Below are 22,338 nucleotides of genomic sequence, written 5' to 3'. Positions count from 1 at the left end.
ACAGGATTTTAACCGCTTTAAATACATATTCTATAACTACATATTTAATCTGTTTATGAAAATTGGTGTTCCGAAGGAAATCAAGAACAATGAGAGCCGTGTGGGCATAACCCCGGCCGGCGTATTTGAATTGGTAAAGAACAACCATACTGTTTACGTGCAAGCAGGCGCCGGAGAAGGCAGTGGCTTTACTGATGAAGATTATACTACTGCAGGCGCTACCCTTGTTGCTTCAAATACCGAAGTATATGGCCTTAGTGAAATGATTGTAAAGGTGAAAGAACCTGTACAGGAAGAATATGCCCTGGTAAAAGAAGACCAGGTTTTATTTACGTACTTTCATTTTGCATCCAGTAAAGAACTTACACAGGCTATGATTGCCAGTAAAGCCGTTTGTATTGCTTACGAAACTGTTGAAGATGAAGATGGAACCCTGCCTTTGTTAACCCCCATGTCTGAAGTAGCAGGAAGAATGGCCATACAGCAAGGTGCCAAATATTTAGAAAAACCAATCAAAGGAAAAGGCATACTACTGGGTGGCGTACCCGGTGTGCCTCCCGGCAGGGTATTGGTTTTAGGCGCAGGTGTTGTAGGTTACCAGGCCGCAAAAATGGCTGCAGGCCTTGGTGCCCATGTAACTATTTTAGATATCAATATGAAAAGGCTGCGTTATGTAAATGATGTAATGCCCAGCCATGTGGTAACAGAATTTTCAAGCGAATACAATATCAGGCGGCATATTAAAACGCATGACCTTATTGTGGGCGCTGTTTTGGTGACCGGTGGCAAGGCTCCTAAATTAATTACCAGGAGCATGCTGAAAGAAATGCACCCGGGAACTGTAATGGTAGATGTAGCGGTTGACCAGGGCGGCTGTTTTGAAACCACCAAACCCACCACACACGAACATCCCACTTATATTATTGATGATGTGGTACATTACTGTGTTACCAATATGCCTGGTGCTGTGCCCTACACTTCCACATTGGCATTAACGAATGTTACTTTACCTTATGTACTTAAAATTGCAGGCATGGGCTGGCAAAAAGCCTGCGAATTAAACAAGGACCTGGAAAAAGGATTGAATATTGTTCATGGTTCAATTGTGCACGAAGGTATCCCGAAGCCTTAGTTTATTTTGCTCCTACTAATTGTCCTTTAGCTATCACACCATCGGTGCCGCTTATACGATATGTGTACATGCCCGGTGGCAGATTACCTGTTTTGATCTGCGTTGAATTGCCTGCTATCTTTTGGGTAAATGCCATTCTTCCATCAGCATCAAACAATTCTATCCATATGTTTTGTGAGGCCGGTTGTTTGGCAAATGTAATTACCAGGTAACTATTAAACGGATTAGGATAAATACTGACTGCAACAAGTTTATCGTTGTTATTTTTTACAGGTTGCAAAGCAGGCGCAACTGCAATTGATGGCGCTTTAACAACTGAAGTAAATGAAGACGCACTTAAAACCGGAGTTTTCATTACCAGGTTAACACCCTGGCCCTGTAAAGGCAATTGTTTTTCTGCTACCAATGGTTTTAATGCTGTTCCCTCTTCCTCTTCTGACAGTTTATTCAATTGCACAACACGTATGTCGTCGTCATCCCAGGTATTGGTATTGTTAATGCAGTAAGCCAAAACAGAACCGTCGCCATTTAAGCAGGGTTGCAGGCTTGCCTTGGTTACATTTAATTTGGCAGGTAATTCGTAGGCTAATTTAAACGCACTGTTTTTATCTTCACGTTTAAAGCAATACAATTTTTCAATTTGATCAGAAATATTTTTAAGGCTGCAATAATAGGTTAAGCCATCTTTCCCTAACTGACCTGGCCCTATAACGGTATTATCCGGCGCCACCAATTTTTCTTTCCTGATAAAGATACCGGCTGCATTTTTCACGTACCTGATCGTACCATCGGATCTTTGGGATTTAATATCTTTTTCCCCTGTACAATCAATAACCATCAGTTCGCTGCCATCGGCAGATATACCCGGAGCATAGAGCATGCGGTCTTTTAATTCTTCTATCAGCTTTGGTGTACTGAAATTTTCGCTCGTGCTTTTTCTTGTAGCAATATATAAGGTATAGCCTTCCAGTGTCAGTACCATGGTGAGCTCATCTGCAGTAAGCGATACGGCGTAATATTTATTTTCCAGGGCAGGGAAAGCTTTATGCGGTGTTTCAAAGGGCTGGTCTGCCGAAGAACGTTGAGAAAAATAAATATTTCCATGCCCGCCATCACGGTTAGAATTAAAATACAGGCGCAGACCATCTGAAGATATCCATGGATAGGCATCACATTTATCAGCATTATTTATAGCCTTTGCCAGAGCGCAATCAGGCTTTGGCGATGCATTAATAGCACCTTCAAATAAAATATTACCCGGGATGGACTTCTCCGGTTTTGAGTTCACCCTGGCAAAGACTGTACTGTCGTCTGCTGGTTCATCCACTCTTATTGATAAGCAATGCGGCACAGCTGTCTTTAGTTTTACTGAAGAACGCCTGGTGGCGGTTCGCTGGGCAAAGGTTTCTGTTGAAATAGCTGCTAAAAGAAAAAAACACATGGCGAAGGTGGAGAGTTTGCTCATATTATTTCAGTTAAGTGGTGGTTACAAAATACAAAGCCAGATCAAAATGAATTGTTAATTGTATGTATCTGTAATATTGTTAAGATTCAACAACCAGCCTTTTTGCATAAATCTTTTTTTTATTTCTCCATCGCCAACCTTACAACCTGTTATTTAAGCCTCTGCAATAAATTTATTACCTTCGCCCACTTTAATTAAACAGCAATACCATGAGTTTTGAAAGAGAACTACAGAAAAGGAGTAACAATATTTGTGAATTGTGTGGTTCTGACGAAGCCAGCATTGATTTTGCTGTTCCCTCCAGCCCGGGCAATAAGTTAGAACATCATATATGGATATGCCCTGCCTGTAACGATCAAATGGAAAATATTGAAACCGCAGATGCCAATCACTGGCGTTGCCTGAATGATAGCATCTGGAGTGAAACACCTGCTGTAAAAGTAGTTTCGTGGCGTATGCTGCATAAATTAAAACAGCTGGATTGGGTGCCCGACCTGTTAGATATTGCATACCTGGATGACGACACCCTGGAATGGGCCAAAGCCTCCGGCGATGATGTGAACCCCGATGACCTGGTAAAACATGTTGATTGCTTTGGAGCCGTATTGCAAAACGGAGATAACGTAGTGCTTACCAAAACCCTCAATGTAAAAGGAGCCACATTTAACGCCCCGGTGGGTACCATAGTACGTAAAATACATTTAGTGGCTGATAATGCCGAACAGATAGAAGGCAAAGTAAATGGTTCAACAATTGTGATACTGACAAAGTATGTGAAAAAATCAAGCAACTGATTGGCTTAGTTCTTCCCGGCCCAGTTCACTTTAATATTATGCTTTGCTGCGTACAATTTGCCAGCTGCAATCAGTTTGTTGTATAGTACTTCGTATTGTGCAAAATATTTTTCATGAATGTTTTTCGCCTGCACTATCACCTGCTCTTTTGCAGCACCATTATCATACGCTGTTGCCAGTTGTGTATATTCATTTTTATATACCGGCAGTACCAGGTTGTATAAAGCCTTTGAACTTTGCAAGATATCTTTCGCATCTTCTGTTTCTTCCAGTGCCTTTATTTTTTTGTAACTCTCTTCTATATATTGGATCTTAGCATTAAGTTCTTCGGTTCTTTTAGCGGCAACCACCTGGCCTTTGTCATCCATTTTTGCAGAAGGAGATTCCATTTGCCTTAATTGTCCTTCACTTGCAAAACCACTCAGCATATTACTGTTTAACACAGCCTGGTCAAAATATTTTTCGGGTGTTGCGGTATTGCAGGCTGTAAAGAAACAGCTGCAAAATACAATTGCTGCTGAAGCGATATATTTTTTCATTGTATTTATTTGCCGGCGAAAATAGTATGAAGAGCGCCAAAGTAAATGTTGCAGTTTACAAACGGCGGCTGTTTTTTATTTAACGGCTAAAATTTTAACCCGATCCCGTTTTTTATTATGTAATGGTGTATAAAACTGCATCCTGATAATCATAAACAAAAACTAATGCCAAAATACTCCAGGTTTACTAAAGCACTCACGCTTTTTAGTTTTACATTTTTAATCTCTGCTTTTTTATTATATCGCTCCGGTAATTTTGATACATATTTCTCAGCTAATGGAGCCAGCCTGCAAACCAGTCATTATGGTGGCACCATCAAGGCAGCAATGCTGGATTCAGTATTACATGTTGCCATGGATTCCTCGGAAAGATTAATGCTGTACTCTTCCAAGTCGATGGTATTGTTGAAACCAAGAGTAAATTATTACGATAGCATAAAAAAGAAGAAAAAAGTGCAGGAACTGCCAACCCCACCTGTAATGATGAGCAGCTCAAAGTCGGGTATGATATTTACACCAAAGGAAACCAAACTTTTTATTGATACCACCAGATTTGATATCAAAAAATTTAAACGACTTAAAAATTAAGCCATGTCATTTTTAAATTTATTATTAGCTACAGGTGCCAGTTTATTATTTCTTGTTTTGGTATTTATTCCAATGGAAAAAGTATTTCCTGCAAAACCCGGTCAAAAAATATTCCGCAGGCATTGGGTATTGGACCTCTGCTATTTTTTTGGGCAATATTTAGTGTGGAGTGGATTGGTGTTAACCCTGTTGAATTATTTCAGCTTTTGGTTAAATGATCTTATTGATCCCAATTTAAGGGCATTAATACAAAAACAACCTTTGTGGCTGCAATCTGTTGAAGTATTAGTACTGAGTGATATATTAATTTACTGGGCACATCGCCTGCAGCATAAAGTAGATTTTTTATGGCGCTTTCATAAAGTGCACCATAGCGCCGAACATTTGGATTGGCTGGCGGCACACCGTGAGCACCCGCTCGATTCTATTTACACCGTTGGCCTGATCAATCTTCCTGCCTTTATTATGGGCTTCCGGCTAGAAGCACTGGCTGCCATTGTAGCTTTCCGTGGTATATGGGCTATTTATATTCACTCTAATGTAAGGTTACCGCTGGGACCTTTAAAAATATTGATCGGTTCACCCGAATTACATCACTGGCATCACGATATAGAAAGAGATGCCGGAAATTATGCCAACATTTCTCCTATCATGGATAAACTTTTTGGCACTTATATTTGCCCGCCACAGGAACCTGATAATTTTGGGATAAAAGAAAATTTTCCAAAAAATTATATCGGGCAATTATTAAAGCCGGTATTACCCGATGTGGTTTGGAAAAAAATTGTGCTTAAAAAAATGAAACCCGATCTTTGAATCAACAGGATAATAATTGAAAACGGGTGCAAACAATTACAAAAGAAAAATGAAATTTAGTTTTACCATATGCCTGGTGTTCCAGAGCCTGTTCTCCTTTTCGCAAACCGGAAAGATAAAACTTGATGTTACCATTACAGATACCAGCAAACCCTGTTCTTTAGAAATATACGTCAACAGAAAATCGGCGATTGTAAAAAGACTCACAGTAAATGAAAGCGGAACTTATCAAATCAATGAACTTGAGGAAGGATATTACAGCCTGAAACTTTTTTCATTTTATTCAACAGCTCATAGCTTAACCATTGACAGTGTATATATTTACAAAGACTCGTTAATAAACCTTACGGCAACATACCCAGTACCATGCAGGTATAATTATCCCAAAAACCACATACCCAAATGCCCCTATAATCACGTTGATAAGATTGTACGGATAGTGTATGGCAAGCCCGGCAGGGAAATGATTAAAAAAGCCGAAAAAGGCGAGATTCATTTAGGCGGTTGCCTTGTCTCGGGCTGCGACCCCCATTTTTATTGCACCATTCATAAACTGGAATTGTAAGTGCCGGAATTTATTATTCTTCAAACCATTCATTATGCTGTTCCTGCACCCGTATAAATGTGGTACGCTTGGTCAATTCTTTTAAATACGAAGCGCCTACGTAAGTACAGGTGGAACGTAAACCACCTAGTATATCCAGTATGGTTTCTGTTACCGGCCCACGGTAAGGCATCTTAATTGTTTTTCCTTCTGACGCCCTGTATTCGGCTACACCACCGGCATATTTATTCATGGCTGTTTCTGAGCTCATGCCATAAAACAATTTGAATTGTTTGCCGTGTTCGTCCTCCACCAATTCGCCGCCACTTTCTGTATGGCCGGCCAGCATACCACCCAGCATAACAAAATCGGCACCACCACCAAAGGCTTTGGCAATATCACCCGGTACTTTACAACCACCATCAGAAATAATTTGTCCGCCTAAGCCATGCGCTGCATCGGCACATTCAATAATGGCAGATAACTGCGGGTAGCCCACACCGGTTTTAACACGTGTGGTACAAACAGAGCCCGGGCCGATGCCTACTTTAATAATATCTGCACCGGACAATAATAATTCTTCCACCATCTCGCCGGTTACCACATTGCCGGCAATAATTATTTTATCAGGATAAGTTTCTCTTGCCCATTTTACAAAACCCACAAAATGTTCGGAGTAACCATTGGCCACATCGATACAAATAAAACGTAACGAGGGACAGGCTGTAACAACCTGGTGCAATTTTTCCTTATCTGCCTTTGTGGTTCCAGTACTTACGCAGATATAGTTTATTATTTCTGCAGGAGATGATTCTATAAATGTTTTCCATTGCTCTACACTATAATGTTTATGTACTGCAGTAACAAGCTGGTGTTGCGCCAGCACAGTGGCCATTTCAAAAGTACCCACAGTATCCATGTTGGCAGCAATGACAGGTATCCCCTCCCATTGATTACCGCTATGCCTGAAATGAAATTTTCTTACCAAAGAAACTTCTGCACGTGATTTAAGGGTAGAACGTTTGGGACGTATCATTACATCTTTAAAGCCAAGTTTAATATCATTTTCTATACGCATCCTTAAAAATATTTTAGAATAAGTAAGTTAAGTAAAACATTAATGTACCTGCAAAAGAGTTTTCAACCAAAGTAAAATACATCCATCAGCTTTAAAAAATTACTAATAAATGACAATAGCATCAATTTAAAAAAAGTACACTGATACAAGGCATTATTACCAATGACAGGAGTCACTACAACAGCTTTTCTTCTTTGATAACTTGGGCCACTTATTAATTAACCCTAAATAAAAAGCAAGATGAAAAGTTTAATTGTAATATTCGGTAGTACCATATTTTTAGTAACTGCACCTGCATTTACCCGGCATAGCGAAGACCCCTGGAAAGTGCCTGAAAAGTATAAGAACATGAAGAACCCGGTTACTGCTGATAAAGCCTCTGTTATGGCAGGCAAAGAAGTGTATATGTCTTACTGCATTTCCTGCCATGGAGAAAATGGTAAAGGGGGTGGTAAACGTTCAATCAACCTGGATATACCTCCGGCCGACTTCACTTCTGCTGAATTTCAAAGCCAGACCGATGGGGCATTACTTTATAAAGTTTATTTCGGTCACAAGGAAATGCCGGGATTTAAAAAAAGACTTCCGGGGCAAGTAGGTATTAATGAAGAAAGTTTTGGAAAAACGAGAATACCGGGTGACCTGATTAATTTTCTGCGGAGCTTTGCTAAAAAATAAAGTAACAGAAACATGTTGCTGCAACTTCAGTTGCAAGGTTTACAGGAAGCACCATATTCCTGGTTTTGCCCGACGTAATTTTATACAATAGCAGGTAAGTATTTTTATTTACCTGCTATTTTTTTCTCTTCCCGCCCTGTACATTTTCATTTTTTCCCCAGCTTAAGTATTTTCCTGTAGGTAAACTACCTGGGAAAACTACGATAATGAAGGTTTATTTTTACCACTGCCGCCAATAAGGGGAATGTGGCAAAATATTTGCTCCTGTTTATGTGCAACCGCCTTATCCAATATCTATGACAAGAACTACTATCCCCATTAGATCTGTTTTGTCGTTAGTCTTTTTCCTGTTAAGTCTTCAACCCATGGCGCAGCCGAATAGCTGGCTGCCCCGTGGCGTTGGTGGTGGTGGCAGTATGTTTTACCCCACTATTAATCCAGCCAATGATAATGAGTTTTATGTAACCTGTGATATGAGCCAGCTCTTTCACAGTACAGATTATGGCGCTACTTACACACAAGTACCATTTACAAAATTACAAACCGGCAATATTTCTACCTATGAATTTACCAGTAACAGTAACACGGCATACTGTATTGCAAACGATGGCAACATCAATTATGCTGTACGCACTGTAGATGGTGGCAACACCTGGAATGCAGTACCCGGCAATCCATTGGCAGGCGAAGATGTATATGCGTTTAAAGCAGATTACAATAACCCCGGCCGTGTTATTATTGGTTATTACGGTGCGCTGTATATTTCCAATGATTACGGGGTAACTTTTTCTTTGATAAAAAATGCCGCCAACAGCGGAGCAGGCATCACCATTGCCGGTGTATTTTTTGATGGCAGCAATATTTATATTGGAACCAACGAAGGCATTTTATATTCTTCCAACGGCGGCACCTCATTTTCTTTTCTTGCCACCACCGGCATGCCCGCTGCCGAAACCATTTTTTCTTTTGCAGGTGCAAAAGTGGGTGCCGTAACAAGATTTTTTTGCATCACTGCAAATACAGCAGATGTATACAACGGCATTTTTCCATGGGATTATTATGGCTTTGCCAAAGGAGTATATGCATTGGATGCCGGTACCAATGTATGGACATCAAAAATGACAGGCATTAATATCGCCGGCGATTTTGTGATGTATGTGAGCATGGCAAGAAACGACATCAATACCGTATACCTTGGCGGCAGTGATGATAATACAGGTGGTAACCTGGTTATGAAAACAACTAATGCAGGCGCATCATGGAGCAAGGTTTTTATAACTGCCAATAATCAAAATATAAAAACCGGCTGGTCGGGCCAGGGTGGCGACAGGGGCTGGGGCTATGGAGAAACCTGCTTTGGAATCAGCGTTGCACCCAATAATGCCAATAAAGTATTATTTGGCGATTTTGGTTTTGTACATAAAACCAGTGATGGCGGTAGCACCTGGCAACAGGCGTATGTAAATGCTGCAGATGAACATCCGGCCAATGCCCCCACACCTCCCAAACAGTACTACAGAAGTATAGGGTTAGAAAATACCACCTCATGGCAGGTGTACTGGCAGGATGCCAATAATATGTTCAGCGCATTTTCTGATATCAATGGTATCAGGAGTACCAATGGCGGCACATCGTGGAGCTTTGATTTTACAGGGCATACCGCCAATAGCATGTACCGCATAGCAAAGCATAGCAGCAACAGCACCATGTTTGCAGGTACATCGGGCATACATGATATGTACCAGAGTACAAGATTGCAGGATGCTATTTTAGATGCAGCTGATGCAGGAGGAAAAATAATATACTCTACCAACAACGGCGCTGCATGGCAATTGCTGCATTTGTTTAACCACCCCGTGTTTTGGGTGGCCACAGACCCTAACAATATAAATCGTATGTACGCCAGCGTTATACACTATGGTGCAGGCGCAGGCCAGGGTGGAATATGGATGACGAACGATTTAAATAACCTGGCCGCTTCTGCATGGACTAAATTAGCCAACCCTCCACGTACAGAAGGGCACCCTGCAAGTATTGTGGTATTGAATGATGGCAAGATGGTGTGTACCTACTCGGGCAGAAGAAATGCCGGCGGTACGTTTACAGCAAGCTCCGGTGTTTTTATTTATGATCCTGTTGGCAATTCATGGACGGATGTCTCGCATGCCGATATGCAATACTGGACAAAAGATATTATTATCGATCCTGCTGACCCTACACAAAATACCTGGTATGTTTGCGTATTCAGTGGCTGGGGCGGCGCTCCCAATGGCAGGGGTGGATTATTCAGAACCACCAACCGTGGTGCATCATGGACAAAATTAACGGGCACACAATTCGACAGGGTTACGTCCGTTACTTTTAATCCTGCACAATTAACACAGGCTTATCTTACTACCGAAACACAGGGCCTTTGGCTGAGTAATAATATGAACGCCGCAACACCCACCTGGTCGTTGGTAACAGCCTATCCGTTCCGCCAGCCGGAAAGGGTTTTCTTTAACCCGTTTAATGCAAATGAAATATGGGTGAGCAGTTTTGGCAATGGTTTAAAAATGGGATTACTCAGCGGACCGCTTGCCATAAAATTGCTGTCCTTTAATGGCAATCGTAATAATGATATCAGTCAATTGCAATGGCTGACTGCCAACCAAAGCAGTGGCGATAAGTTTGAAATTGAAAGAAGCAGTGATGGTATCCATTTTAACACAACAGGAACAATACATGCCGGCAGTAATACACAATACCATTTCATTGATACTGTTATTGCAACAGTATTATATTATCGTATTAAAATGATCGCATCCAACGGCACCATCACCTACAGCAATACTATTTTATTTAAAAGCAGTACTGCGTTGCAGAATGACATTGTGTTGCTGAGTAATCCTGTAAGAAATAATACTATCGAAATAAAAATAACCAGCACTACTGCAGGTAAACTACAACTGCTGGTAACAGACATGAGTGGTAAAAAAATATTATTACAGGATGTCACCATTATGCAGGGCATAAATCAATTGACCATCCCGTTACCCGCCACCACAGCAAAAGGAATTTACACAATGCAGATAGTGGGTACAAATGTGGCAAAAACATTCCGTCTGCTGCACTAATGGCGCCTGCTGCAAAACTTCTTTTAAAGCCTTACAGAAGGTTTATATTTGCATCCTTAACTACTATAAATGGATGCAACACCCGAGGATATCGCAATACAATTCAGTAATTCCTGGACGGAAACCGTACAATTTTACAATGGACTGATTGATGACAATCCTGCCTTTGATATGCTTATCCCCTTTACAATTTTTATCCGCAAATTAAAAAGAAAAGACACTGATAAATTTTTCAGGCTGGGACGCTCTATGCAGGACCTTATCTTTTCCCGTTCGATAGCACCCGGACTGCGGCCGGAACAAAAGTTTGTTGCCGTGCAGGCCATACGCAACTCATTTGTAGTTTCTTTAAGAGATGGCAAAAAATTGTACAAGGAGTATACAATCAAAGACCTGGAGGATGAAAGGCTAAACGAATTATTACAGGTTTTAAAAGATATTGCAATTGATTAATTGTATACAATGATTAAATCACAAACACAGGTTAACTTTTGATCATCGCTATTATTGAAGAATAAAATACTGCAGCCTTACTCGGTCACGATCCTTTTCAAATAAAATCCTGCAGCATCAATCACCGGGGGAAATGTGCTTTTGATCTTTATCTTTTTTTCTTTCACCAGCATGTGTTGTGCTCCTGCATCCGTTAAAATATCAATCGGCAATTCCATCGGCAGGTTTTTAAACTGTACCATGTATTCATTATAGCCGGTGCTTGAAATGGCGATATCAAGTTTTTCAGTTGTACGAAGATAAAAGTCAAATAAAGGCTTCAGCTCTTTTTTTGATTCCTTGCTGAAAAGTTGTTCCACATCATCAGTAGTAACAAAATGATGGTAGGTATAATTGGTATCTGTGGCCAGTTTTTTTAATGTTGGAAAAAATATTTCGTCGCCGATCACATGCCTTAACGTATGCATAAAAAATGCCCCCTTGGTATAAATATCACCGGTGTAAGTATCGGCTGTATTTACTGCATCACCCTGTACTATCGGTTTTTTATTGGCAATACTTAATTTAAAACGATTGATCACGGAATCATAGGCACGCTCTCCTGCCACTTCCCTGAAGAATAATGCTTCTGCATAGGTATTAATGCCTTCCTGTATCCACATATGCGCCCAATCTTTATTGGTCACTTTATTGGCCCACCATTCGTGGCCAAATTCATGGTAAAGATTATCAGAATAATCCTGCCCGTTTACATTTTTATAAGTAAACCTGTCACCATAGGAGATCATTGTCTGGTGTTCCATTCCCGGATTGGGTACATATACAATGCCCATTTTTTCTTTTATCCATGGATATTCACCAAAATATTTTTCCAGGATATGGCAGTCCCTGGCCCGTATTTCCAGTACATGAGCAGCTTTTGCAGTATCCGCTTCCAATACATAAAACTGTATGGGCACTTTATTACCATTAACGGTGGTATAGGTGCTGTTGTAAATTTTGTATTTAGCAATATTAAAAAGTATGCAATAGTTGCTGATGGTATAATTTGTTTTCCAATGAAAAGTCTGCTTATTGTTTTTGGGTTTACTTACAGATTGCAATAACCCCGGCCCTGCTACAGTTAGCCCTGCAGGAACAGTAATGATAAGGTCCGCTCCTTCATCAGGTTCATCACTGGGATGATCTTTACAGGGATAATATACTTTGCCGCCTTCCAGCTGGCAGTTAATGGCCACCCAGGGATTACCATTGGTATCTTTTGTAAAAGTAAAACCGCCTTTCCATGGCGGACGAACGGCGATGGGAGGTTTTCCCCCGTATTCAATTTTTATTTTTTGTTTACCTGCATTAAATCCATTGTTATTGGTAATAAAAATATAATCTCCTTGCTGAAAGAAACCGGTATTGCTATTATTAACAGTTATTTTTTTCACTTTTAAAAAGTGTACCAGGTCAAATAAAAGTGTATCTGTTTTACGGCTCAGCAGCAGGTCAATTTCTGTATACCCATCAATAGATTGCTGATCGATATTTACATCCAGCGCCAGTGTATAATGCCTGATGTCCATAATAGCCTGCAATGGATTGAGCTTACCACCTGAACTCATATAACTGATATCCATTTTTTGCGCCTGCAAATGAATACTGAAAAATAAAAGAAATACGATCCGGAGGGATGGTTTGTATTGCATAATAAGTAAGTTAAGGTTGGTGCTTCAAGTTAGCGAATTAGTTTTAAATTCCCAACCTTTGGCAAACCTGTTATTAAAGCTGTTGACAGAGTGCTTAAATAATCAGGAAAATGAAAACACCGCATATTTAATTCCCGTATCTTAACAGCATAAAAAATGCAGTATGAAACAGGAAATCATAAACCTTTACGACGAATATACCCACAAGCCACTCAGCCGTAACGAATTTATAAAAAAGCTGGTATTGCTAACCGGTAGTACTGCTGCTGCAATGTCGGTATTACCATTGATTGAAGTAAGCTACGCCAATGCCTCCGTTACTGACCAGGATGACCTGTTTACAGAAACCATTTCTTACCCGGGTGTGCCCGGTACTATGCAGGCTTATGTGGCAAGGCCCAGAGCAGAAAAAAAATATGCTGCGGTTATTATCATTCACGAAAACCGTGGACTGAATGCCCATATTGAAGATGTGGCCCGGCGTGCAGCTAAAGCCGGTTATTTAGCCATTGCACCTAATGCCTTATCTGCACTGGGCACTTTGCCTGCCAACGAAGATGAAGCCAGGACAAAATTCCAGGAGCTAAAGCCGGAAAATAATTTAAAGAACTTTATTAACGTATTTGATTACCTGGCTACAAGAAAAGATTGTAATGGTAATACCGGTTGTGTAGGTTTTTGCTGGGGTGGCGGCATGGCCAATAACCTGGCTGTTAATGTTGCTTCATTAAAAGCGGCTGTGGCATTTTATGGCAAACAACCTGCAGCAGAAGAGGTTAGTAAGATAAAGGCCGCTGTACAGTTGCATTATGCAGGTCTTGATGAAAGAGTGAATGCGGGTACAGCCGCCTATGAAGAAGCGCTGAAGAAAAACAATATTACCTACGAGATCTACCAGTACGAAGGCGTTAACCATGCTTTTCACAATGATACCGCTCCTGCCCGTTATAACGAAGCTGCAGCAAAATTAGCCTGGCAAAGAACGCTTGATTTTTTTGGCAAATACCTAAAGTAACTTTTATTTATTAGTGTAACAGCTCTACCTCTATCAGCCGTTGACAGTAAGGTGACTGCCGGTACTGCTTTATTTGCAGTGTTACTACTATGTGTATTTTCCATTTCCAAATTCCGATTTTCTTTTTTATTTTGTTAGCCTTAACCTAAAACTTCTGATATGAAAAAAACAATCGTGGCTGCCCTTGTTGGTGGCATTATTATTTTTGCATGGCAGTTCCTTACCTGGGGGGCACTTAATCTTCACCAGGCGCAGCAGCAATATACGCCAAAGCAAGACAGCATACTGACTTACCTGGGCACGCAATTCAATGAAGACGGGGCTTACATGATGCCTGCGTTTGCACCCAACACTCCACGGGAGGAAATGGAAAAACAAATGAAGGCCATGGAAGGAAAACCATGGGCACAGGTAGTGTATCATAAAAGCATGCCCGGCATGAGCCATATGTTTGTGAACATGGGACGCAGCCTTTTGATTGATATACTGGTAGTATGGTTACTTTGCTGGCTGCTGGTTAAAATACCTTCGCCTTCTTTCGGTACTATATTTTTAGGAAGCCTGGGAACGGGGCTGATCGTTTTCTTTAATATTCCCTATACCATGCATATCTGGTACGGTAGTTTCGACCTGATGGCACACTTTACAGATGCCTTGATATCATGGGGCGTAACAGGCCTGTGGCTGGGCTGGTGGCTGAGAAGAGGGAAATAAATTCCGGGCAAAATATCTTTATAAAAAAACCGTCCCCAATAAGTTGGGAACGGTTTTTTTAGCAATGGAATACCCTATTATTCCAGTACAAATTTTACAGGTAATGTAAACCTGGTCTTAACATTTTTACCTTTCAGTTGCCCCGGATTCCATACGGGCATTTTATTTACCACACGCAATGCTTCTGCTTCCAGGCCATATCCCAATGGTTGCCCCACTACCTGCGGGCTGGTAAGCTTTCCGTTTTCATCTACCACAAAACTTAATTCCACTGTTCCTTCCACGCCATTAATGCTGGCGTCTTCAGGATACTCTAAATTTTTATTGAAAAATCGTTGCAATTCTTTATTGCCTCCGGGGTAAGATGGAAATACTTCGGTATTCGTATATACGCCGGCGTTATCAGCTTCCATTTTTGCCCCGGCCGCTGCTGCAGGCGGAGGTAATACGGTTACTTTTCCCTTCAATCCTTTTTTTGCAGGGTTAGGTTTTGCCATACCTGTTTTATTTACAGCAGTACTGTCCATCACTTTCATTTTTGAAGTATCCGGTGCTGCAGGTGCAGTTGCTACTGTGGCAGAAGTGTCGTCAACAGGGGTTGAGGCACTCTTGGTGTAATCATCACTATTGCAACTTAAAACAGCAGTGCCAAGAATAACAGCAGCGCTTAACAGGCGCAACCCAAAAAAACTTTTATTGATCATAACTCTTTATTTAGTGGTGCGTATTTATTTATCAGGAATTAAATCTTAAATTATTCAACAACCTTATTTTCATAAATGCGCATTCTATAGCATACAGCTGAAAAGTAATTATTGCTTTAAGATTTTTTACAGGAAGATTTTCTTCCAGCACAGCTTCGTAAAATTTATTGAAATAGGTTTCGCAGGTACTGCATAGTGCAACAATCTCACTGCCCTTTGCACTACCGGCCTGCTCCTGTATATTCAATTCAATTTTTCGCCAGAGCTGATCTGTATCTTCTACCGGCACGGTAATATTGCATTGCTGCAACTGGTCATTTATTTCTTTTGCGTATTGCTTACTTTCTACTGCTACAGCCATCATCGCTGTTTTCAGGTTGCTGCAATCAATTTCTTCTGCAATGGCATCAAAGCCTTTATTAACCTGGCCCAGGAACGATACCAGGCTTTGCAATTTATTTTGCAACATTTGATTTATAGTAGCAATCATATACTTAGTTTATAGCAATGCCTTAAATACTGTTACTGGTTTTACCGGTAAATTCTTTAATAGTATTCAGCACGGTGGTAATGCCGTTGGCTTGTTGCAACAACAGCATGGTAACTTCATCATTGCCGTGCAGTTGTTGCAGCGCCAGTGTATAATTTTCAAGTGCAGTCTCCTCGCCTTTTATGCAGGCAGCTATCACCGCTTCTTTCTGCCCGAATTTAAACGCTGCCTTTAAATGCATCCAGCTTCGGTGCAGCAGATTCAGCGTAAACTGATCAATGGAAGAACTGGCACCTGACTGACGCAGCAGCTGCTGCAATTCTTTACTATACCTGCCCCGCTGGTAACCAAACCTTTCCAGCAACACTGATAATACCTCATCCTTGATTTTTTCTGCTGCTTTTAAGTATACCCTCTTGGTATCTTCCAGAATTGCAATAAGATGGTAGATAGGCTCGCTGTTATTTTGATTGATATTTACCATAATTATTTTTTTATTGATCATATAAAACAAGACTAAACCCTTACAACCGATTATAAATCTAATGGACTTACCGGTAAAAAAAATCTTTACGGTGATTTATTTGCCCTAATCTGTGAATGATGTAACCTTTTATAAAAATTGTGTAAAAAAATTGCCGGTAAAATAACGTTCGGTCTGCAATCTAAATGCTGTGGCAAAAAAAATGCACAGTAATATATTCACTTCATTATTTTTACAATCATGGAAAATATTGCGATCATTATACTCTTATTATTTGGTATTGTATTTTTGGGTTTATTAAGCAACAAATACAAATTCCCTTTACCTATTGCATTGGTATTGGGCGGCGTTTGCATCAGCATTATACCCGGTTTGCCGGTAATTGCATTAAGCCCCGAAGTAGTATTCATTATTTTTTTGCCGCCATTGTTGTATGCCTCTGCATGGAATACCAGCTGGCACGAATTTAAAGCCAACCTGCGGCCTATAAGCCTGGCAGCAATAGGGCTGGTTATTTTTACTACAGCACTGGTAGCAATGGCAGCGCATTGGCTTATTGATGACCTCAGCTGGCCTGCTGCATTTCTTATCGGCGCTATTGTATCGCCGCCGGATGCGGTAGCTGCCACTTCTGTTACCAAAGGTTTAGGATTGAATCCACGAATGATAACAATACTGGAAGGCGAAAGCCTTGTAAATGATGCCAGTGGTCTGGTAGCGTACAAATATGCACTGACCGCAATTACCGCAGGCAATTTTATTTTGTGGAAGGCAGGACTTAATTTTTTAATGGTGGCAGCAGCCGGTATTGCCATTGGTCTTGCAATAGGCTATATCATGTATATCATTCACAAAAAATTTGTTTGCGATTCGGTGATAGAAGTAACACTTACTTTTTTAGCTCCCTTTGCGTCTTATTTATTGGCCGAGCAATTTCATTTTTCCGGTGTGCTGGCTGTGGTTACCACGGGCCTCTATCTTTCTTTTCGTTCAGGAGAAATATTCAGTAACCAAAGCCGCATTATGGCTTACTCTGTATGGGAGGTGGTGATATTTATTTTGAACGGACTTGTATTTGTACTCATTGGTTTACAATTACGCAGCGTAATGCAGGGCATTGGTGATTACCCCGGCAGTGCGTTGGTACTGTACGGGCTGGTAATAAGTTTTGTGGTGATCATCGTACGTTTTATATGGGTAATTCCTGCTGCTTTACTACCCCGCTTTTTAAGTAAACGCATCAGGGAAAAAGAAGCTTTTGATCCACGCAACATGGTGGTATTCGGGTGGTCGGGCATGCGTGGTGTGGTATCGATGGCGGCTGCATTGGCCTTACCGCTTACCTTGCCTGATGGCAGTGCGTTTCCACATCGCAACCTTATCATTTATCTTTCTTTTTGTGTGATATTATCCACGCTCGTGCTATTGGGTTTAACCTTACCATGGATCATTCGTAAAATGAAAATTGAGCCCTACTCCGCTGTGGCACAGGAATATGAAGTACGCACACAGGTGGCCACCAATATCATTACGCATATTGAAGAAAACCTGTCGCTGCTGCAGGACGAATTACTGCACAACATTAAAAGTAAGTACGAGGTAAAATATAACCGCCTGCAAAGAACCGACCTGCCAGCCAATTATTTTGGCAAAGGAAAAACATTGGCCGGTAATGTGTTTAACGAATTTACCAAATTACAGATTGACCTTATTGGCATGGAAAGACAAACACTGGAAAAGATGCACAGGTCGGGAGAAGCCAGCGAAGAAGTATTACGTAAGATAGAACGTGAGCTGGATCTTGAAGAAACAAGATTGCAGATGGAAATGTATAGTGGTTAAAAGGATATTGCTATTTGTATTGCACCAGTATTTTTTGTAATTGTGTTACGTAGTCCGGGTTTTCAGTTATCCCGTTATGCCCCTGCCCTGCAAGCGTAATTAAAGTATCCTGTTGCTTAAATTTTGTTTTTAGTTTTAGTGAAGCGCCATAATAAATAACTTCATCAGCGTCGCCATGAAAAATTACCACCGGCATTTTGCAACCGGCAATGTACTGATCTGTTTCAAATTTATACTTTAAAATAAAAGCAGGAATACCGGGATACCTGTGTTGCATCATATCTGTTAAACTATAGTAAGGTGCCTGTAAAATCAATAACCGTGGATCATTGGCTGATGCTAATTTTGCTGCCGGGCCGGTGCCTATTGAATACCCCAGAACAATAATCTTATTTTCCTTGTATAGCTGTTTGATACTGTCATAAGCTGTTTGCACATCTTTAAATATTTGTTCCTGCCCGTTAATGCTGCCTTCGCTTTTGCCATAGCCCCTGTAGTCAAGCATAAAAACGTCGTACTTTAAACCGGTATAGGTTTTGGCTACATCGCCCCAGGAATTTAAAGCGCCGGCATTACCGTGTAAATAAAAAATCAATCCTTTAGAACTGTCTGTTGTAAACAATAGCCCGTTTAATTTTTTATTGTCTTTTGTTGTGATGTTAAGTTCTTTAAAAGGCTGATTAAAACCAAACCGGTATTGCGGGTCTAATTTTACGGGAAAGAAAATCAGTTTTTCCTGGAAGAAGTATAAAAGAATGCATAGAGCAATATAAAGTGCAGCAAGTATTTTCAATAATGTTAAAATACTTTTTTTCATAGCAATTTTTAAAAGCAATTTTAGAAATTAACTTTACAGTATTTTATTACGACTTAATACTTTTTACTGGTAAGTGTTGGGCAATATCGGCATAAATACTAAGCAGAATATTATAATCATCTTCAATCCAGTTGCCCACACCAGCCCCCTTATACCGGCCGTTTTTTAAATAGTCTTCATACATGCTATAAGCTGTTAACGCATCTGAATCATTGTAAAAACAGTTTTTCCATGTTTCAGGCACAATAGTATATGGATGAGCACCTATACCTCCATTATAGATCTTTATTGGCCCGAGAGAGAATTCAAAAGAGACGATATCCTGCTTTCTTTCCTGTGCAGCTTTCAAAATTAAAGCAATATGTTTTAAATAATTAGCCAGGCGGATAGTAAGCTGAGCAGAATCTTCCGGTTGTTTGGCTTTTATTCTCCATTGATTATTTGCAGGATAAAACGGATCGCTTGCAAGATCTTTCATCGGCTCTGATTCTTTAATAAACTTTAAAGTAAGTTTCTGTTGCAGGTCTGTTACAGCTAATTGTTCCTTACCATTAACATTGGTTTCAATATTTATTTTTACAGATCTTACCGGATGAGCCGAATCTTTAAAGGCTATCGATTTATTTTCACCTGAAAAATCCCAACTCCCGGATCTGAAATCTTCTTTGCCTTTTATTTCGGTATAGGTTCCATTTTCAAAAAAGCAAAGTACATGCCCCTCTTTCACAGTTTGCTTTAACCTGGCATCTTTATCAAAAGTATCTTCTTCTTTTGATTGGGCTGTGGTTGCTGCTACATCGTAGAGGCGCCACGTACCGGTTAAAGCAGTTTTATTGGTTTTATTAAATGAACAACCACATAAAAAAAACAGTACAAAGGGAAAGAAGAATTTTGTTTTCATTTTTTAAATTTAACATATTTATCAATCAGGGTAAGTTATAAAATAAGCTACTGAAAATAGTATTAATACCCGGCACAGTTTTTCAAACGGAGAAGGAGTTGCCTTCAGACAAATGACTTTTCCTCAATGCATCTTCACCCTCGGGTCCACCACACCATACAACAGATCTGCTACAATATTGATAGTAATAAAGATACAGGCACTTAATAATACCGAGCCCATTACAACAGGGTAATCTAATTTCTCCAGGGCATCAACTGTTATTTTGCCAATACCTTTCCAGCCAAAAATATATTCTACAAAAAAAGCGCCTGCCAATAATTCTGCAAACCAGCCGGTGATAGCAGTAATAACAGGGTTTAGTGCGTTGCGTAAAGCATGTTTAAAAATTACCGTTCGTTTGCTGAGGCCTTTGGCATAAGCCGTGCGGATATAATCCTGGTTCAATACATCCAGCATAGCACTGCGGGTGAGTTGAGTAATGATAGCCAGTGGCCTTATACCCAGCGTAAATGCAGGCAGGATAAGGTTCTTAAGTGTAATATATTTTTCGCCGGTCACTTCATCAATTTCAAACCAGCTACCGGTTAAGTTTAAACCGGTATAATCATGCAAAACCACGCCGAAGAAATACGCAATGATGATGGCCATAAAAAATGATGGTGCTGATATACCGGCAATACTTGCAAACACAGCGCTGCTATCCAGCCAGGTGCCACGCTTAACTGCGGCTACTACTCCCAGTAAGATACCGATGATGGTGGCAAATAACATAGCGGCAAATGCCAGCAACAAAGTGCCGGGCAAGGCTTCCATCAGCAACTGCCCTACTGCTTTTTTAGTTTGGTAGCTGCGGCGCAGGTAAGGCATTTTTAAACCCACCTTATTTTCGCCACCAATAAAAAAACCTTTCAGTTCTTTTTTATCAATATCGGCTTGTGTATGCACACAGACGGGAGACACATCGTTGAGGTATAAAACAAGTTGCTTCCATTTGGGCTGATCGAGATAAAGGTCTTTACGGATATTATCCATCGTTTTTTTATCGCCGCTCTGCCCTACTATCATTCTTGCAGGATCACCAAAACCCTGGAACATGATGAATACAAGCAACACCACGCCAAGAAGGACGAGAAGGGAATAAAATATTTTCTTCAGGATGTAAAACAAGCTTTAATGAATAATTAAATAATGGATAATTAACAATGCCAGCTGTTTGGGCTCTATAAACTATTGTTTAATGCCTATTTTATAACAATTCAAGTCACTAATATTCAGCAAATGCAATCAGGCGCCTGGTTATTACAAGTTTCTGATCGTACTATCTGCGGTCTTTCTTACCAGGTTCAGATTTTTAGCATCATTCCAGCTCCATTTATTTTGTACCACAGCGCCTTTCATCAAAAACAATGTCGGGTTTACTCTTGCTGCAGTTTTAATGGCAGTACCATCGCACGAAAATATATCCAGTTTAAAGTCACCGGGTACCTTAAATATTTCATTTGCAGTTTTGGTATCAGCAGTAATAAGGTAAACACGGGGTATTTTATTAGCATAAAACTCTTTAAACTCATTATACCATTTATCTTCACTTTTATTAAAATCTTTTACAAACAGTAAGTAGTATTCGCCTGGTTGACTGAGGATGGCTTCAGTTGTATCATTACCGCTTTCGGTAGTAAAAGTAAAATCATTAATAAGCGGAGTGTTATTTTTTCCTTTTACTATCAGTGTTTCTTTACGCTCCACAAATTTCCAGGTACTATCAGGTAATGCAGTTACTTTAAATTCCTTTTTCTCTCCGTTTTTTTCGTACATAAAACTGTACTCGTATTTATCCTGTATAGCATCCTTTGGCATTTTACGCAGTTCTAAAATATTGTTGCCTTTTTTATAAGGCAGGCAATCTTTTACAGGCAAATGTTTTAACACATAAAACTGTAACCATAGCACCCCGATTAAAGAGAGCAACACAATAACAGATCCAATCATTGTTTTAAATAATGGCTGAATATATTTCTGTCCCGCAAGGGTGCAAATGATGAGTATGGTAAGTATAATATCTTTACTAAAAGTTTGAATGGGCGTAAGCGGAATGCAATCGCCAAAACAACCGCAGGCTCTTATTTTGCCACTGAATAAAACATAGCTGGTTAAGAATGTAAAGAACAAAGTGAGTAATAATAATAACCAGGTGGTTAGTTTTTTCTGCCATCCGATTAGCAATGCCACACCCAATACCACTTCCAGGGCAATCATAAAAATTGAAAAACCCGTAGCGTATTTATGCAACCAGTCCATTAGTGATTTAAAGTAACCGTCTGCTGCCCACACTTCAAAAAACTCCTGCATTTTATATGCCAACCCCAAGGGATCTATTGCTTTTACCAGGCCGGAGAAGATAAATAATGCGCCCACTAAAATCCTGGATATGTTTACTGCTACTTTCATTTTCAATTTTAATTAATAAAAAA

22 protein-coding genes are annotated in these 22,338 nt (G+C 40.2%); 11 read left to right on the top strand and 11 right to left on the bottom strand.

The annotated features are described in order from the left end of the window. Positions 1–55: 55 nt before the first annotated feature. On the top strand, positions 56–1,132 hold the full coding sequence (gene ald / locus ACYVM0_RS01755; RefSeq protein ID WP_460551548.1) for an alanine dehydrogenase: 1,077 nt from the start codon (positions 56–58) through the stop codon (positions 1,130–1,132). A 1-nt stretch (position 1,133) separates the two neighbouring features. On the opposite strand, the gene ACYVM0_RS01750 is transcribed toward ald, so the two are convergent. Next, a complete protein-coding gene (locus tag ACYVM0_RS01750; RefSeq protein WP_460551545.1) occupies positions 1,134–2,597 on the bottom strand; it encodes a T9SS type A sorting domain-containing protein in 1,464 nt (487 codons plus the stop codon). Between the two features lie 209 nt (positions 2,598–2,806). Between ACYVM0_RS01750 and ACYVM0_RS01745 the strand changes: the two genes are divergently transcribed. Beyond that, entirely contained in the window at positions 2,807–3,391 is a 585-nt protein-coding gene (locus ACYVM0_RS01745; RefSeq protein ID WP_460551542.1) for a PhnA domain-containing protein, read from the top strand. 5 nt (positions 3,392–3,396) lie between these two features. Here ACYVM0_RS01745 and ACYVM0_RS01740 read toward each other — a convergent pair whose 3' ends face one another. Further along, complete coding sequence (locus tag ACYVM0_RS01740) at positions 3,397–3,930, bottom strand: hypothetical protein (RefSeq protein ID WP_460551539.1); 534 nt, start codon at positions 3,928–3,930, stop codon at positions 3,397–3,399. Positions 3,931–4,095: 165 nt separating this feature from the next. Here ACYVM0_RS01740 and ACYVM0_RS01735 point away from each other — a divergent pair, with 165 nt between their 5' ends. From ACYVM0_RS01735 to ACYVM0_RS01725, 3 genes are read left to right on the top strand one after another with little or no spacing between them, the layout of a single operon-like run. After that, a complete protein-coding gene (locus ACYVM0_RS01735) occupies positions 4,096–4,518 on the top strand; it encodes a hypothetical protein (RefSeq protein WP_460551536.1) in 423 nt (140 codons plus the stop codon). Between the two features lie 3 nt (positions 4,519–4,521). After that, on the top strand, positions 4,522–5,334 hold the full coding sequence (locus tag ACYVM0_RS01730; RefSeq protein WP_460551533.1) for a sterol desaturase family protein: 813 nt from the start codon (positions 4,522–4,524) through the stop codon (positions 5,332–5,334). A gap of 49 nt (positions 5,335–5,383) precedes the next feature. Continuing rightward, positions 5,384–5,899: a hypothetical protein gene (locus ACYVM0_RS01725; RefSeq protein WP_460551530.1), complete on the top strand. Its 516-nt coding sequence runs from the start codon at positions 5,384–5,386 to the stop codon at positions 5,897–5,899. Positions 5,900–5,912: 13 nt separating this feature from the next. Here the strand turns inward: ACYVM0_RS01725 and ACYVM0_RS01720 are convergent, their stop codons facing one another. Further along, on the bottom strand, positions 5,913–6,956 hold the full coding sequence (locus ACYVM0_RS01720; RefSeq protein WP_460551527.1) for a guanosine monophosphate reductase: 1,044 nt from the start codon (positions 6,954–6,956) through the stop codon (positions 5,913–5,915). 240 nt (positions 6,957–7,196) lie between these two features. On the opposite strand from ACYVM0_RS01720, the gene ACYVM0_RS01715 reads away from it, so the two are divergent. From ACYVM0_RS01715 to ACYVM0_RS01705, 3 genes are all read left to right on the top strand, one after another. Next, entirely contained in the window at positions 7,197–7,634 is a 438-nt protein-coding gene (locus ACYVM0_RS01715) for a c-type cytochrome (protein WP_460551524.1), read from the top strand. 296 nt (positions 7,635–7,930) lie between these two features. Then, positions 7,931–10,750, top strand: a complete 2,820-nt coding sequence (locus ACYVM0_RS01710; RefSeq protein ID WP_460551521.1) for a T9SS type A sorting domain-containing protein — start codon at positions 7,931–7,933, stop codon at positions 10,748–10,750. A gap of 69 nt (positions 10,751–10,819) precedes the next feature. Continuing rightward, entirely contained in the window at positions 10,820–11,203 is a 384-nt protein-coding gene (locus ACYVM0_RS01705) for a hypothetical protein (protein ID WP_460551518.1), read from the top strand. A 77-nt stretch (positions 11,204–11,280) separates the two neighbouring features. On the opposite strand, the gene ACYVM0_RS01700 is transcribed toward ACYVM0_RS01705, so the two are convergent. Then, complete coding sequence (locus tag ACYVM0_RS01700) at positions 11,281–12,897, bottom strand: M1 family metallopeptidase (RefSeq protein ID WP_460551515.1); 1,617 nt, start codon at positions 12,895–12,897, stop codon at positions 11,281–11,283. Positions 12,898–13,060: 163 nt separating this feature from the next. Between ACYVM0_RS01700 and ACYVM0_RS01695 the strand changes: the two genes are divergently transcribed. Beyond that, positions 13,061–13,912, top strand: a complete 852-nt coding sequence (locus ACYVM0_RS01695; protein WP_460551512.1) for a dienelactone hydrolase family protein — start codon at positions 13,061–13,063, stop codon at positions 13,910–13,912. A gap of 159 nt (positions 13,913–14,071) precedes the next feature. Then, a complete protein-coding gene (locus ACYVM0_RS01690; RefSeq protein WP_460551510.1) occupies positions 14,072–14,626 on the top strand; it encodes a hypothetical protein in 555 nt (184 codons plus the stop codon). Between the two features lie 77 nt (positions 14,627–14,703). Here ACYVM0_RS01690 and ACYVM0_RS01685 read toward each other — a convergent pair whose 3' ends face one another. The 3 genes from ACYVM0_RS01685 to ACYVM0_RS01675 are packed head-to-tail and all read right to left on the bottom strand — an operon-like array spanning position 14,704 to position 16,304. Beyond that, on the bottom strand, positions 14,704–15,330 hold the full coding sequence (locus ACYVM0_RS01685; protein WP_460551507.1) for an energy transducer TonB: 627 nt from the start codon (positions 15,328–15,330) through the stop codon (positions 14,704–14,706). Positions 15,331–15,361: 31 nt separating this feature from the next. Continuing rightward, complete coding sequence (locus ACYVM0_RS01680) at positions 15,362–15,820, bottom strand: hypothetical protein (protein ID WP_460551504.1); 459 nt, start codon at positions 15,818–15,820, stop codon at positions 15,362–15,364. Positions 15,821–15,842: 22 nt separating this feature from the next. Beyond that, complete coding sequence (locus tag ACYVM0_RS01675) at positions 15,843–16,304, bottom strand: PA2169 family four-helix-bundle protein (RefSeq protein WP_460551501.1); 462 nt, start codon at positions 16,302–16,304, stop codon at positions 15,843–15,845. 240 nt (positions 16,305–16,544) lie between these two features. Here ACYVM0_RS01675 and ACYVM0_RS01670 point away from each other — a divergent pair, with 240 nt between their 5' ends. Continuing rightward, on the top strand, positions 16,545–18,146 hold the full coding sequence (locus ACYVM0_RS01670) for a cation:proton antiporter (protein WP_460551498.1): 1,602 nt from the start codon (positions 16,545–16,547) through the stop codon (positions 18,144–18,146). Positions 18,147–18,156: 10 nt separating this feature from the next. On the opposite strand, the gene ACYVM0_RS01665 is transcribed toward ACYVM0_RS01670, so the two are convergent. The 4 genes from ACYVM0_RS01665 to ACYVM0_RS01650 all read right to left on the bottom strand — a co-directional run bounded on the left by ACYVM0_RS01665 (position 18,157) and on the right by ACYVM0_RS01650 (position 22,315). After that, positions 18,157–18,963 carry an alpha/beta hydrolase gene (locus tag ACYVM0_RS01665; protein ID WP_460551495.1) on the bottom strand — a complete coding sequence of 269 codons (807 nt, stop codon included), beginning with the start codon at positions 18,961–18,963 and terminating at the stop codon, positions 18,157–18,159. A 46-nt stretch (positions 18,964–19,009) separates the two neighbouring features. Next, a complete protein-coding gene (locus tag ACYVM0_RS01660; RefSeq protein ID WP_460551492.1) occupies positions 19,010–19,864 on the bottom strand; it encodes a hypothetical protein in 855 nt (284 codons plus the stop codon). A 123-nt stretch (positions 19,865–19,987) separates the two neighbouring features. Further along, a complete protein-coding gene (locus tag ACYVM0_RS01655; RefSeq protein ID WP_460551489.1) occupies positions 19,988–21,034 on the bottom strand; it encodes an ABC transporter permease in 1,047 nt (348 codons plus the stop codon). Positions 21,035–21,166: 132 nt separating this feature from the next. Then, positions 21,167–22,315 carry a DoxX family protein gene (locus tag ACYVM0_RS01650; RefSeq protein WP_460551486.1) on the bottom strand — a complete coding sequence of 383 codons (1,149 nt, stop codon included), beginning with the start codon at positions 22,313–22,315 and terminating at the stop codon, positions 21,167–21,169. Between the last annotated feature and the right edge of the window lie 23 nt (positions 22,316–22,338).

The sequence above is a fragment of the Ferruginibacter profundus genome (assembly GCF_054783275.1).
Note: the sequence above shows the minus strand (reverse complement) of the source record. Positions and strands in the feature narration are given on the sequence as shown.